This window comes from Roseibium sp. HPY-6 (assembly GCF_040530035.1).
Lineage (GTDB): Bacteria > Pseudomonadota > Alphaproteobacteria > Rhizobiales > Stappiaceae > Roseibium.
On sequence record NZ_JBEWCD010000002.1, the window covers coordinates 2,685,553 to 2,698,143 of the forward strand.

Genomic DNA, 12,591 nt, shown 5'->3' on the forward strand with positions numbered 1-12,591 from the left:
CGTTGCGCAGCGCGTGGGATCGAAGGGACTTTGCAGTAAAGCACCTAAAGCGAAGTCAGCGCCTGATCCATGTCCGCAACGAGATCCGGCCCGTGTTCGATCCCGATTGAAAGGCGCAAGAGGTTTTCCGGGATCCCGGAACCTTCGCCCTCGATTGTGTATCGGTGTTCCACGAGGCTTTCCGTCCCGCCAAGAGACGTGGCACGCTGGAAGACATCCAGATTTCCGGCGACCTTCAACGCAGACCCTTTGCTACCCTTGACGAGCACGGACATCAGCGAGCCATAGCCGCCAGTCATCTGGGATTTGGCCAGGTCGTGCTGTGGGTGACCCGCAAGACCGGGATAAAGCACCGTCTCAACGTTTGAATGTGTTTCGAGAAAGTTTGCCAGATGGAGCGCATTGGCATTCATTCTCTCCACACGAAGGGCAAGGGTCCGTAGTCCGCGGAGCAGCAGCCAGGTTTCAAACGAGCCCAGAACCGCCCCGGCGTTCGTTCGCTCGTCACAAATGAATGTCCAGCTTTCGCTGGACGGGTCTGCCGTCGTTACAACGCCGCCAAGCAGGTCCGAATGCCCGTTGAGCGCTTTCGTGGCTGCATGCACGACAAGATCTGCGCCCAGAGCAAGTGGTTTCAGGATCAGCGGTGTCGCTGCGGTTGCGTCTACTGTGAGCACCGCATTGCGACGCTTGCAGAGCTTTGAGATCTCCGGAATGTCCGCAACTTTCAAAAAGGGGTTGCTCGGAACTTCAAGCCAGACCATGTCGGGCTGTGTGATCGAGAACTCGTCACGGAAAGCTTCCAGATCGCTCGCATCGGCTTCCACGAGCGCGATATTGTTGCGTGCACAGTGTTTGCGAAGAAAAAGAGTGGTGCCCCAATAGATCCCCGACTGTGCCAGCAGCGTGCCACCCGGCTTGACGCTGCGAATGATCGCCGCAATCGCCGCCATGCCTGATGCAAACAGGCGGCTCTGTTCGCCCTCTTCGAGCGTGGCGATCAGTTTTTCCGTCTTCTGGTAAAGCGTGTTGCTGTCGCGGCTGTATATGTGACCGGCAAGAATCGGCTCGTAGTCTTCATCACGCACGAAGGTCGTGGCCGTCTGTATCGGCGGCACAACAGCGCCAGTCGCCGGGTCGAACCCGCCACCGGCATGCGCGAGGAGACTGTCTGGATGAAGTCCGGCATTCGGACGTAGTGACTTTGACATGTGACCTTGACAGATTGTGATGCGGCTTGAGAAACAGCCGAAATCAGCGTTTCAGGTGACGGGTGAGGCGCGCTTCGATCTTGTCCCAGACCCTGCGAAGCGTTTCCACGATCATAAGATAGATCACCGCCGCCCAGATATAGGCCTGAAAGTCAAAGGTGCGGGAATAGGCGCGCCTCGTTTCTCCCATGATGTCGTAGATCGTGATGATGGCTGCAATGGCCGACCCTTTAATCATGAGAATGATTTCGTTGCCATAGGGACGTAGCGCGACCATCAGCGCTTGCGGCAGAATAACCTTGAAGAACGTGACGGGCTTTGTAAGACCCAGCGCGGCCGCGCCTTCCCATTGTCCTTGCGCAATGTTCTGGATCGCACCGCGCAGGATTTCCGCCTGGTATGCTGCTGTGTTCAGCGAAAACGCAAAGACGACGCAGTAAAACGCATCGCGGAAGAACCACCAAAGACCGACGGATTGCAGTTCGGGGCGGAAAGACCCGAATCCGTAATAGATAAGAAATGTCTGCGCCAGCAGTGGCGTGCCACGGAAGAAGTAGACATAGGCATAGGCCGGTGCGGAGAAGATCCACAATGTAGACGACCGTGCCAGTGCGATGGGAATGGAGAGCAGGGCGCCGAAAAGGAGCGACAGGCCCACGATCTGGAGCGTAACCAGAAAGCCTTCCACATACTTTGCGCCGAAGCGTTCCAGAAAGCTGTCGATTTCATGGGTTTCGAGACGCGCATCCGCCCAGGTTGCCCAGTCGGTAGGAAGGTAGGGACGAAGAGCTTCCAGGATCGGTTTTTCGAGATTGCCGAGCAGATAAGCGACAAGCGAGATGCCTGCGATGATCCAGAGCGCCATAAGGACGTGACCGGCAATCCGTGTATTGGTCCAGGGGCGCGACGGGGTTGGAGGTGGTTTAAGTCCCGTCGTTGGGTTCGGTGCGATCATCGCTGCACCTCACCACGTTTGGACCAGCGTTCAATGCGCGTAAAGGCTGACGATGAAATCATCGCCAAGACAAGGTAGATGACACAGGCGAGCCCGAAGAAGAGAAACGGCTCCTTGGTGACACGCGCCGCGATGCTGGTTTCGCGCAAGAGGTCAGAAAGACCGATCGTTGAAACGAGGGCAGTGTCCTTTAAAAGAATAAGCCAGAGATTACCGAGCGCCGGCAGCGCCAGCCGGATGAGTTGCGGCAGGATGATCAGCGTCATCGTCTTGAAGCGCGACAAACCCAACGCATAGCCACCCTCATACTGCCCCTGTGGAATACCCCTGAAGGCGGAAAGAAAAGCTTCGGAGGCGAAGGATGAGAAAACAAGCGACAGCGCGATCATGCCTGCAACGAAGGAATTCACTTCGATGTAAACGTCGAAGCCCATCACCTTCATAAGCTGCTGTAATCCGATCTGAACGCCGAAAAAGACGAGGAAAAGCGTCAGAAGCTCCGGTAGACCGCGAAATATCGTGGTGTAGATGTTGGCAGCCAGTTTGAGGCTCGGCTCACTGGAATTCTTTGCGAGTGCAATCAGGAAACCGATTATCAATCCAAAGGGCAGAGTGGCAAGTGAAAGCGAGACGGTGATCAGCACACCCTTGGCAATCGTGTCGCCCCAGCCATCTTCCCCAAAGGACAGCAGCGTCAAAGCTTCTTCCATAAGCCGGCGCTTCTTTCTTTTCTTGTTGTTGCTGGCCCGGCCACCCCTCTGGCCGGCGTTGCGATTCCCATCGCAAACGAAAGCGCGGCGCTTGTTTCGCGCCGCGCTCCGGTTGTCGTCAAAGGGCCTTCAAATCAGCCGCCATAAACGTCGAACGTGAAATACTTGTCGTTGATTTCCTTGTATTTGCCGTTCGCGAGGATGGCTTCGAGTGCCGCATTGAACTTGTCTTTGAGTTCAACATCATCCTTACGGATCGCGATGCCTGCACCTTCACCGTTGATAACCGGGTCCGGCGTCAGCGTGCCAAGGATCTTGCAGCAGGCGCCGTCTTCGGTTTCAAGCCAGTCTGAAAGAACAACGACGTCGTCGATCACGGCATCAATGCGGCCACTTGCGATGTCGAGCTTGTACTCGTCCGGTGTCGGATAGAGTTTCAGGTCTGCGGATCCCAGCTTTTCTTCGGCGTAGTTGGAATGTGTCGTGGACGACTGTGCACCGAGCGCAATACCGCTCAGGTCCGCATCAGTTGTCCCGGCAATGGTTGAATCCTTCGGAACGGCGATTGCCGGAGGCGTGTTGTAATACTTGTTCGTGAAGTCGACTTTCTGCTTACGCTCATCGGTGATCGACATGGACGCGATGATTGCGTCGTATTTGCCGGCCTGTAGACCAGGAATGATGCCGTCCCAGTCCGAAGTAATGAACTCGCATTCCACTTTCATTTCTTCACACAGGGCTTTGGCGATGTCGACGTCGAAACCGACCAACTGGCCGTCAGAAGTGAGTGAGTTGAATGGAGGGTAGGCGCCTTCAGTTCCGATACGGACCTTTGACCAGTCTTTCGCCTGAGCGCCGCCAACGGCAGCCAGAACAGCAACAGCGGCTGCAGCCATACGCAAAACACGCATTTTCAATTCCCCTAATATCTTTTTCGCGGCGCAAGCGGGTTCCTCCCGCCTTTTTGCCCGATCGCCCTATTCCATACACTTCCGACTAAATTTCAAGCATGCCTACGAAAAAAACACAGTGCAATTTTGAGTTTTTCGCGCCTTGCGCGTGTGTGCCCATAGGGAAGGCATCGTTAAGGCTGTGAGCTGTTGGCCCGGTCCGGCCCCCTGTCGGGAGTCTGGGCGAGGGGCTCAGATCCGCCGCACCACACGCGTCTGGAAGATGCAACGGATCAAACTTGTTCATCAAACCATGAAACAGTTGAATTGGTCCTCGTAGCTTCAACGCACTAGCAATGGTCGAACGCAAGCCCGGTTCGCCCGGTTTGCGGAAGTCCGGTCAGCCGCAAAACAGGAGCGCAGGATGGCATCTTTCGAACTCTTCATCGGCAACAAGAACTATTCCTCATGGTCGCTGAGACCGTGGATAGCGCTGCGGCACAAGGAAATCCCATTCAAGGAGAACCTAGTTCCCTTTGATTTTGAGAACGGAAATCCCGAATTCCGAGCGTTTTCTCCAAGCATGAAGGTCCCCGTGCTCAAAGACGGCGAACTGACGGTCTGGGACAGTCTTGCAATTCTCGAATACGCTGCTGACTGCTATCCGGAAAAGGGTCTCTGGCCGGACGACAAGAGCGCACGCGCAACAGCTCGTGCGATATCTGCCGAGATGCATTCCGGCTTTTCTGCTTTGCGCAACGCGTGTCCGATGAACATGCGCCGACCGGTGGAAGTTATGTCCGTGGACGTGGCTGTTACTGCGGATATCGAGCGCATTCTCGACATATGGAATGAATGCCTGGAGAAATCCGGCGGCCCGTTCCTTTTTGGCGATTTTACCATCGCGGATGCCATGTATGCACCCGTTGTCAGCCGGTTTGCGACTTATACGCTGACAGAGGCTTCGGTTTATCAGCAATATCACGCGGCACTGACGGGTACGGATGCCTGGCAAGAGTGGGAAGCCGAAGCGTTGAAAGAAACCTGGTACGTTGCCGTGGATGAGGTCTGAGCAAACCGTATTATTGTGTCTTGCCCTGGAACGTCTCGTCCAGGGCACCCTTTTCCCTGAAATACGCCTGTAGCTGATCAACGAACCGGCGAACCTTGATCGGAATGAACCGGTTGGAAGGATAAACGGCATGAATCGGGTGAGGCGGGTAGCGCCACTCCGGCAACACCAGTTCCAGCTCACCTGATGACAGAAAAGGCTCGATCAGCCAGCGGTTCGCGATGGAAATGCCGAGCCCAGCAAGCGCTGCCTGGCGCAGCGTGGCAGAGTTGTTGACGATCATTGTCGGGTTGATCTTGATCGACAGCTTTTCGCCGAGCGTGCTTATGAAGGGCACGCGGTCGCCGGTCGAAATATTCTTGTAAAGCAGGTAGTCGTGATCCGGCAGCTCCGCCGGATGGCGCGGACGGCCCTTCCTCTCCAGATAGTCGGGAGAAGCAACCAGGCATCGTTGTGCGACACCCAACCGTCTGACGATCAGCCGTTCGTCCTTGATTTCGCCCATGCGTATGGAAAGGTCGAGACGCTCCTGGATGACATCAACGAACTGATCGGACATCGAGACGTCAAGGACAAGGCAGGGGTGGTCCTTCTTGAAGCGGATCAGGAAATCAGACAGGACGCTCTCGGCAAAGCCGAGCGGCAGTCCGATGGAGAGCGGTCCGGACATCTGCGTTTCATCACTTTGGACCGCACGGTCGGCTTCCACGAGCCGCTCCAGGATGTCGCGCGCATAAGCGTAGTACCGCTCACCCGCTTCAGTCAGGCGTAACTGCCGGGTCGTGCGGTTTAGCAGTCGCGTGCCGAGTTGGTCCTCCAGGCTTCTGACCTGCTGGCTGATCGCTGGCTGAGACACACCGAGATGTTTGGCGGCAGCCGAAAAACTTCCAAGGTTCACAGACTGAACAAAACCGGAAAGCGCGCTGAGCTTGTCCATCGAACCTCTCATGTAAAAGTTGCGAGCATCTAATCGATATATAACCCTTGCTTATGAGTTTTATAAGGTTTGCCGCTCTTCTAAACCGCGGCGAATGAAACAATTTCTAGAGAACCCCGTCGGTGTCACGGCCGGGGTTCCTCAAAAGCATCTTCTTCAGGTCAAGCCGGGAGGCACTACATGACCCAATCCAATCTTTCTCTCTCCAGACGATCTCTTCTGGGCGCAGCGGCCGGGGCGGGCGCGCTCGCAACTGCTGGCGGTGTCACTTTTGTGCCGGGCACAGCGAGCGCGGCAGCACCAAAGGCGGGCGAGCCAATGGCCGGCGCATTGCGCTACAAGGTAGGTGACATGGAAGTCACCGCACTGCTGGACGGTTATCTCGATGTCACACCGGAGGTCGTCGTCGGTTACGAAGCGGACGAAGGTGCGCGGTTGCGCGAAGCGGCACTCATAGAAGGTGAGGCTCTGCGTATCCCGGTTAACGCGTATCTTGTCAACACGGGCGAGCGCCTGGTGCTCGTTGATGCAGGTACGTCCGACGCACTTGGCCCGACAATGGGACGTTTGCCGTCTGCGCTTGAAGCCGCAGGAGTCTCAGCCGACCAGATTGATGCCATCATGATCACGCACATGCATCCGGATCATTTGTTCGGTGCTGTGGATGCGGACGGCAACAGGGTGTTCGCCAATGCCGAGCTCATTCTTCCGGAAGTCGACAATGCTTTCTGGTTTGACGACGCGGCAATGAACGGTGCGCCGGAACAGTTCAAAGCCTTCTTCCTCGGGGCTCGCCGCGCGGCTGATGCGTACAAGGGCAATCAGACGCTCTTCTCGGGCGACAAGGAACTGATGCCGGGCGTTCGTTCGATGGCCCTGCCGGGTCATACGCCGGGCCATACCGGATATGTCTTTGACAGCAATGGAGAAACCCTTGTCGTCGCCGGCGACATCATTCACATGACGGTCTACCAGTTCGATAGGCCGGACTGGGGTATCGGGTTCGATATTGATTCCGCACAGGCGGCTCAAACACGCCAGAAGTTCTTTGACCAGGCAGCAAGCGACAAATTGTTCTTCGCTGGTGCGCACATTCCCTTCCCGGGTATGGGACGTGTCGTGAAAGCCGGGGATGCCTATCGCTTTGTGCCGGCCAACTGGCCCTACACCTATTGATAAGCTGCAGTTATTGCGCCCGGCGGGGATCCGCCGGGCTCACCTGATGCCAAACCCGGAAAAGGGAAGGAAAGTCACGCTGTCGCCCTTATTGATGTGCGTGACATCTTCCGGGATTTCGATAAGACCGTCTGCCTCGCGCAGCCCTGTGATCAGCCCCGAACCGTCGCGCATGAACTTTTGCGCTTGGGGTCTGCCCTGTTCGTCCGCCTGCAAATAGCCTCTGTAGAATTCGCGCCTGTCGGGCTTTTTTTTCGGTATTTCAAACGCCGCCGGTAGCGGAAACGCCTGCGGCTCAAGGAACGGGCCGCCCGCTAGAACGCTGATCACCGGGCGTGCGTAAAGAAGAAAGCACACCATCGCCGCGACCGGATTGCCCGGCAAACCGAGGAAAACACACGAGCCGATGTTTCCGAACATCATCGGCCGGCCCGGCTTGATGGCCAGTTGCCACATGTGCCTGTTGCCGAGCCTGTCCAGGGCGTGCAGCACATGGTCTTCTTCTCCGCGGCTTGCGCCACCAGTCGTGAGGATCACATCGTACTTCGAAGCCGCGTCGCGGAGTGTTGCCTCAACCTCGTCTGCATCGTCTTTCAGGATCCCGAGATCTTCAACTTCGACAGGCACCGTTTCGGACAGACCCCGCAACAGGAAATGATTGGCATCGTAAACGTCTCCAATCGTGATCAGCTCTCCTGGGCGACGCAGTTCATCTCCGGTCGATATGAGGGCAACTTTCAGCTTTCTGTAGGCCTCGACTTCTGGTCGTCCGGTTGACGCAATTGCTGCAAGATCCTGCGGGCGCAGTCTTTGTCCGGCCTGCAGGATGGATGCGCCTTCCGCGACATCTTCGCCAGCCTTCCGGCAGTTTGCGCCTTTTTTCAGGCCTTGCGGCACGATGACGAAATTCTCACCGTCCTGGTCATGCGTTTCACAGTCTTCCTGCATTGCAACGGTGTCGGACCCGGGAGGCATGACAGCGCCGGTGAATATGCGTGCCGCCGCCCATGGTCCAAGCATGGTGTCGCTTGCATGTCCCGCGGCAACGCGTTGCTGCAGCCGGAAGAAGCCGCCTGCCTCATCGAAATCGGAATGCCGGAAGGCGTACCCGTCAACGGCTGAGTTATCCGCAAGGGGAACGTTACGCGGGGCGGTGACGTCTTTTGCCAGGATGCGTTCCAGAGCATCTTCCAGCCTGACCGTTTCAATATCTGCGATCGAGGAAAGTCTGCTCTTGAGGATATCGAGGGCTTCAGTGTGTTTAAGCCGATCCTTGTCATGCAGGAAGCAATCATCCAGCAGAGGTTTTCCTGTCATCGTGCCGGCTCGCCGAATTCGAGATGATTTTGTATGAAATCTGCCATGGAAGGGACGTCATCGAGATCAAAAACCGTCAGCTCTTCGTCCGGCAGGGGATGATCGGCCGCAATAGCCAGGATACTTGGATCCTTCGGCGCAAGAGGTCCCCGGTCGATGGTTTCGGTTCGGCGCGCCTCGATCTTCGGGTGGTTCTCCCGCTTGTAGCCTTCAATCAGAATGAGGTCGCACGGAGCCAGGCGGGCGAGGATGTCTTCAAGTGGGGGTTCTTCTTCATCTCGAAGTTCGTGCATGAGGGCCCACCGCCGCCCTGAAACGAGCGCGACTTCGCTCGCGCCGGCTTCCCTGTGTCTGTAACTGTCGGCACCCGGCCGGTCGATATCAAAATTGTGGTGCGCGTGCTTGACCGTAGATACCTTGAACCCGCGGCTCGTGAATTCAGCAACCAGACGGGTCACGAGCTGCGTCTTGCCGGAATTTTTCCAGCCCGTGATACCGAAGACGGGACTATGTGTCATGTGAAGTTGGCACTCAGGGTTTTGCGCACGGTGACCAGATCGTCTGGCCGGTTTGCGTTAAAGAAAGGATCGAGACCGGTCGCCGGATCAAGGTCAAACGAGACTTCGATACTGTCGTGCCGGTCAACAAATGCGAGAACCTTCCCGCTCTGCCCGGTCCGAAGCCAGGTCTGAAGATCGTCCAACAGACTGACGGGCCAAAGCCCGAAGACAGGATGAAGTTTGCTGGATGAGGACGCAAGCGCGATCACCGGTTCGTCCGCTGGAACCGAACCTATCAGGCGTTCAACGAGCACGGTTGGAAAAAACGGCGTATCGCCGGCAACAGAGACCACGTGACTGACGCCCGGACAACTTTCTGCCGCGTAGGTCAGCCCTGCAAGAACACCTGCGAGCGGTCCGGCAAATTCGCCAACCGGATCGGCAACCACGGGCAACTCATAGTGAGCGAACCGTTGGGGATCGCCATTGGCATTCAGGATGATTTGCGGAACTTGAGGCGTCAGCCTTGCAAGGATGATGTCCAGCATGGACTTTCCGCCGAGGTCCAGAAGGCTTTTGTCGCCTCCGCCCATGCGCCTCGATTGCCCGCCGGCCAAAACGCAGCCGAGCACTTTATCCGCGGTCAAAGCTTTGCGCTTCGCCATCATTTTACCGCCAAACTCCCTTTTCGTTTCGCTTTCTCAGGTTCATCATCCGCATTGCCCGGATCCATATCGAAATCGATGCGTTCGGCTCCTGACAGTGCAACAAAGCGCTTCCCTCGGGCGCGGCCGATCAGGGTTAGACCTGCCTGCCGCGCCAACTCGACACCCCAGGCCGTGAAACCTGACCGTGAAACGAGGATGGGAATTCCCATCATGACAGTCTTGATGACCATTTCGGACGTAAGTCTGCCGGTGGTGTAAAAGATCTTGTCTTCCGCTGGCACTTCATTCAACACCATCCAGCCTGCAATCTTGTCGACCGCATTGTGCCTGCCGACATCTTCCATATAGACCAGTGGCCGGTCTTCCTGACACAGGACGCAGCCATGGATCGCACCTGCTTCCAGGTAAAGCGATGGTGTCGTGTTGATGGTTTTTGTAAGCCCGTAGAGCCAGGATGTCCTGAGCGTGGCGTCCGGCGCCAGTGACACCGTTTCAAATCCTTCCATGACATCCCCAAAGACCGTGCCCTGGGCACAGCCTGAGGTTCGGACTTTCTTCTTGAGCTTTTCCTCAAAATTCGTTTCGCGCTCTGTGCGAACCACGACGACGTCGAGATCTTCGTCGAAATCGATCTCTATGATGACGTCATCGTCCGCCAGCATGTTCTGGTTTTTCAGATAGCCGACCGCGAGCAAGTCAGGATGATCGCCAATCGTCATCATTGTGACGACCTCCTGAGAATTCAGGTAAAGCGTCAGGGGCTTCTCGGTAACGACCCGCGTTTCAACCGTTTCGCCGTTCTGGTCTGTGCCACTAACGGACGTCGAAAGCTTGGAATCAAGAGGATCGGGTTTCAGAAGGTAAGGGCCTGGCAAAGGCGCGCGACTCCACATGTGTACGTTTCCGAAACACTATGGGACGCAAAAGGGGAAGGGCAAGAACTTACTTTGCAAAAGAGAGGCTTGTAACCCATTCGACCGACAGCGTCAGTCATTGGGAGACCCCAAAGGAACAGGGTGGGCACTGGACAGCATGGAGCCGAAATTCACCCTGATCCCGGGATTGCCTTCCATACGCGGATAACCGGACGTGGGCGGTTCCGCAGCAGACCGATCAAATTACTCGCTCAGATCATCAGCATGTCGTTGGTCAGTCTGCCCGCCTGCAGTTCCGAAGCAAAATGACTGAACGCCAGGTAGGCTTCGTCGCGCGTCACCTCTGCAGGATGATCCAGCAGCGGACGCAGCACGGGGTATTGTGAAGCAGCGACGCCGTCGGTCAGATCGCGGAAGAACATCAGCGAATTCGGAAACAGACGAAAGTCGACCGGCTCGTGAATGATGCCTTCGATGTCGTTCAGCCGTGGGTCGTTCATCACACAGTAGACAGTATCCAGGACCTGTCCCGTCTGACCTTCGAGCACCTGAATGATGTGCTGGTCCACAAGCAAAAGTGCACCCGTCACACCGGCCTTCCGGTTGATCCGGCGGATCCGAAGCAAGGTCCTGTCAATTTCGTCGGGAAGGGGTAAACGCATGTTTCCCCATTTGATTTTGCTGCGATAGCAAGCGCGGTATAGCTCCATTGCGTGTCCAATCGTTTTTGCCGATAGAACCAGCCTGCGCTTCAATTCCTCACAATTGCTTAAAATCTTAGTCAAATTCAAAGAAGAGCGTGGAAAACAACACGAATACACCAAGGTTCTGCGAAAACATGTGCTTCACGGATGCGTTCTTGGTTAAAGAAAGCTGTGTAAAACAACCGTTCCTGATCTTTGTGTGGAAAATCCGGCTCAGCGACGCTCGGCGAGCTTGTAGTCCAACCCATTTTTAACCGCTGGCCATTCGTGCGCGAGAACCGAATAGACGGCGGTATCTCGGAGCGAACCGTCTGCTGTACGCTGATGGGATCTGAGCACCCCATCAAGCTTCGCGCCGAGGCGTTCGATCGCTGTGCGGCTTTGCCTGTTCATGAAATGTGTGCGGAACTCCACTGCAATGCAGTTCAGGTCTTCAAAGGCGTGGGTGAGCAGCATGCGCTTGCATTCCGTATTGAGCGGCGTGCGCTGAACGGACTTGCGATACCAGGTTGAACCGATTTCCACTCTCTTGTGTTCAGTGTCGATATTCATGTACGTGGTCATTCCGACGGCCTTGCCATCGGGCGTCAGCACCGCGAACGGCAGCATGGACCCTGTCTTGTGAAGTGCAAGGCGCCGCTCGATTTCGTGTGACACCTGGTCCGGAGCGGGGATGGACGTATACCAGGCCTTCCAGAGATCAGCCTCCGCACAAGCTTCAGACAGATCGTCCGCATGTGCCTGCGAAAGCGGTACAAGCGTCGCGTGTGTGCCGCTAAGGGTAATGGCAGGAGGCCAACTCATTCAGAAACTCCAACATGAATAGGGCGCAGATTGCGTTAGAACGGCCGTTCTTCACCGCTCCATTTGAAAAACTTGCCTGTGTCGGTGAGCTGCAGCGAGGAAGCAACGTTCAGTATCCCCTTTGCAACAACAGCAGCATCATTGTCAGCGCCGGGTCCACCCATGTCCGTCCGCACCCAGCCCGGATCGATCAGGGCGACTGGAATGCCTTCTGGCTCAAGTTCAGTCGACAGTCCTTGCATGACCTTGTTCACCGCTGCTTTTGAGACGCGATAGGAAAGCGCGTCCGATTTGCGATACCCCATCCACGACATCTGGCTTGAGATCGTGAGGATCTTCGCGCTGTCCGATTTGCGAAGGTGGGGCAGAAACGTTTGGGAAACCGCCAGGGGGGCGAGCGTATTGATCTCCAGCGTTTTCAGGAAGACTTCGAAGTCCATGTCCAGCGGCGATTGCCGCTCCCGTGACAGGACACCCGCATTGTTGATGAGAAGGTCCAGTCGATCCGTCATTTCCTGCGCAACGGCGGCCATTGTCACACGATCGGTCACATCGAAAACCAGCGGTGTGTAGCCCTCACCAAGTTGCTCCAAACTCTTGCGGGCGGCGTCCTGTGACCTAACCGAACCAAACACTTTCCAGCCATCAGAAAGTGCGGCGCGAGCAAGCTCGAAACCAATCCCGCGATTGGTTGCGGTGATAAGGCATGTGGGCATTGATCTTCCTGAAAGTTGAGAACCGGAGCGCTACGAATTGGTCACACACATTATCT

The 12,591-nt window shown here is 56.2% G+C and carries 14 protein-coding genes; 2 read left to right on the forward strand and 12 right to left on the reverse strand.

The window, feature by feature from the left end; all coding sequences use genetic code 11:
* Positions 1-44: 44 nt before the first annotated feature.
* The 4 genes from ABVF61_RS23435 to ABVF61_RS23450 all read right to left on the reverse strand — a co-directional run bounded on the left by ABVF61_RS23435 (position 45) and on the right by ABVF61_RS23450 (position 3,787).
* Positions 45-1,211, reverse strand: a complete 1,167-nt coding sequence (locus ABVF61_RS23435) for a trans-sulfuration enzyme family protein (protein WP_353995941.1) — start codon at positions 1,209-1,211, stop codon at positions 45-47.
* A 43-nt stretch (positions 1,212-1,254) separates the two neighbouring features.
* The gene (locus tag ABVF61_RS23440) at positions 1,255-2,166 is read right to left on the reverse strand and encodes an ABC transporter permease (protein WP_353995942.1); all 912 of its coding nucleotides are present in this window, start codon (positions 2,164-2,166) and stop codon (positions 1,255-1,257) included.
* Positions 2,163-2,876, reverse strand: a complete 714-nt coding sequence (locus ABVF61_RS23445) for an ABC transporter permease (protein WP_353995943.1) — start codon at positions 2,874-2,876, stop codon at positions 2,163-2,165. Before ABVF61_RS23445 ends, ABVF61_RS23440 begins: the two co-directional genes overlap by 4 nt.
* A 134-nt stretch (positions 2,877-3,010) precedes the next feature.
* The gene (locus ABVF61_RS23450; RefSeq protein ID WP_353995944.1) at positions 3,011-3,787 is read right to left on the reverse strand and encodes an ABC transporter substrate-binding protein; all 777 of its coding nucleotides are present in this window, start codon (positions 3,785-3,787) and stop codon (positions 3,011-3,013) included.
* A 403-nt stretch (positions 3,788-4,190) separates the two neighbouring features.
* On the opposite strand from ABVF61_RS23450, the gene ABVF61_RS23455 reads away from it, so the two are divergent.
* Positions 4,191-4,838: a glutathione S-transferase family protein gene (locus ABVF61_RS23455; RefSeq protein ID WP_353995945.1), complete on the forward strand. Its 648-nt coding sequence runs from the start codon at positions 4,191-4,193 to the stop codon at positions 4,836-4,838.
* Between the two features lie 10 nt (positions 4,839-4,848).
* Here the strand turns inward: ABVF61_RS23455 and ABVF61_RS23460 are convergent, their stop codons facing one another.
* Positions 4,849-5,775, reverse strand: coding sequence for a LysR family transcriptional regulator (locus ABVF61_RS23460; protein ID WP_353995946.1), 927 nt, complete (start codon positions 5,773-5,775; stop codon positions 4,849-4,851).
* A gap of 180 nt (positions 5,776-5,955) precedes the next feature.
* On the opposite strand from ABVF61_RS23460, the gene ABVF61_RS23465 reads away from it, so the two are divergent.
* On the forward strand, positions 5,956-6,951 hold the full coding sequence (locus ABVF61_RS23465) for an MBL fold metallo-hydrolase (RefSeq protein WP_353995947.1): 996 nt from the start codon (positions 5,956-5,958) through the stop codon (positions 6,949-6,951).
* Positions 6,952-6,990: 39 nt separating this feature from the next.
* On the opposite strand, the gene ABVF61_RS23470 is transcribed toward ABVF61_RS23465, so the two are convergent.
* The 7 genes from ABVF61_RS23470 to ABVF61_RS23500 all read right to left on the reverse strand — a co-directional run bounded on the left by ABVF61_RS23470 (position 6,991) and on the right by ABVF61_RS23500 (position 12,535).
* Positions 6,991-8,268, reverse strand: coding sequence for a molybdopterin molybdotransferase MoeA (locus tag ABVF61_RS23470; RefSeq protein ID WP_353995948.1), 1,278 nt, complete (start codon positions 8,266-8,268; stop codon positions 6,991-6,993).
* Positions 8,265-8,786 carry a molybdopterin-guanine dinucleotide biosynthesis protein B gene (mobB, locus tag ABVF61_RS23475; RefSeq protein ID WP_353995949.1) on the reverse strand — a complete coding sequence of 174 codons (522 nt, stop codon included), beginning with the start codon at positions 8,784-8,786 and terminating at the stop codon, positions 8,265-8,267. The genes ABVF61_RS23470 and mobB overlap by 4 nt, the downstream gene beginning before the upstream one ends.
* Entirely contained in the window at positions 8,783-9,433 is a 651-nt protein-coding gene (gene mobA, locus ABVF61_RS23480; protein ID WP_353995950.1) for a molybdenum cofactor guanylyltransferase MobA, read from the reverse strand. Before mobA ends, mobB begins: the two co-directional genes overlap by 4 nt.
* Entirely contained in the window at positions 9,433-10,329 is an 897-nt protein-coding gene (fdhD, locus tag ABVF61_RS23485) for a formate dehydrogenase accessory sulfurtransferase FdhD (RefSeq protein ID WP_353995951.1), read from the reverse strand. Before fdhD ends, mobA begins: the two co-directional genes overlap by 1 nt.
* Positions 10,330-10,562: 233 nt before the next feature.
* Positions 10,563-11,021, reverse strand: coding sequence for a BLUF domain-containing protein (locus tag ABVF61_RS23490; protein ID WP_299471168.1), 459 nt, complete (start codon positions 11,019-11,021; stop codon positions 10,563-10,565).
* Positions 11,022-11,228: 207 nt separating this feature from the next.
* The gene (locus ABVF61_RS23495; protein WP_353995952.1) at positions 11,229-11,819 is read right to left on the reverse strand and encodes a GNAT family N-acetyltransferase; all 591 of its coding nucleotides are present in this window, start codon (positions 11,817-11,819) and stop codon (positions 11,229-11,231) included.
* Positions 11,820-11,854: 35 nt separating this feature from the next.
* Complete coding sequence (locus tag ABVF61_RS23500) at positions 11,855-12,535, reverse strand: SDR family oxidoreductase (protein ID WP_353995953.1); 681 nt, start codon at positions 12,533-12,535, stop codon at positions 11,855-11,857.
* Positions 12,536-12,591 lie beyond the last annotated feature (56 nt).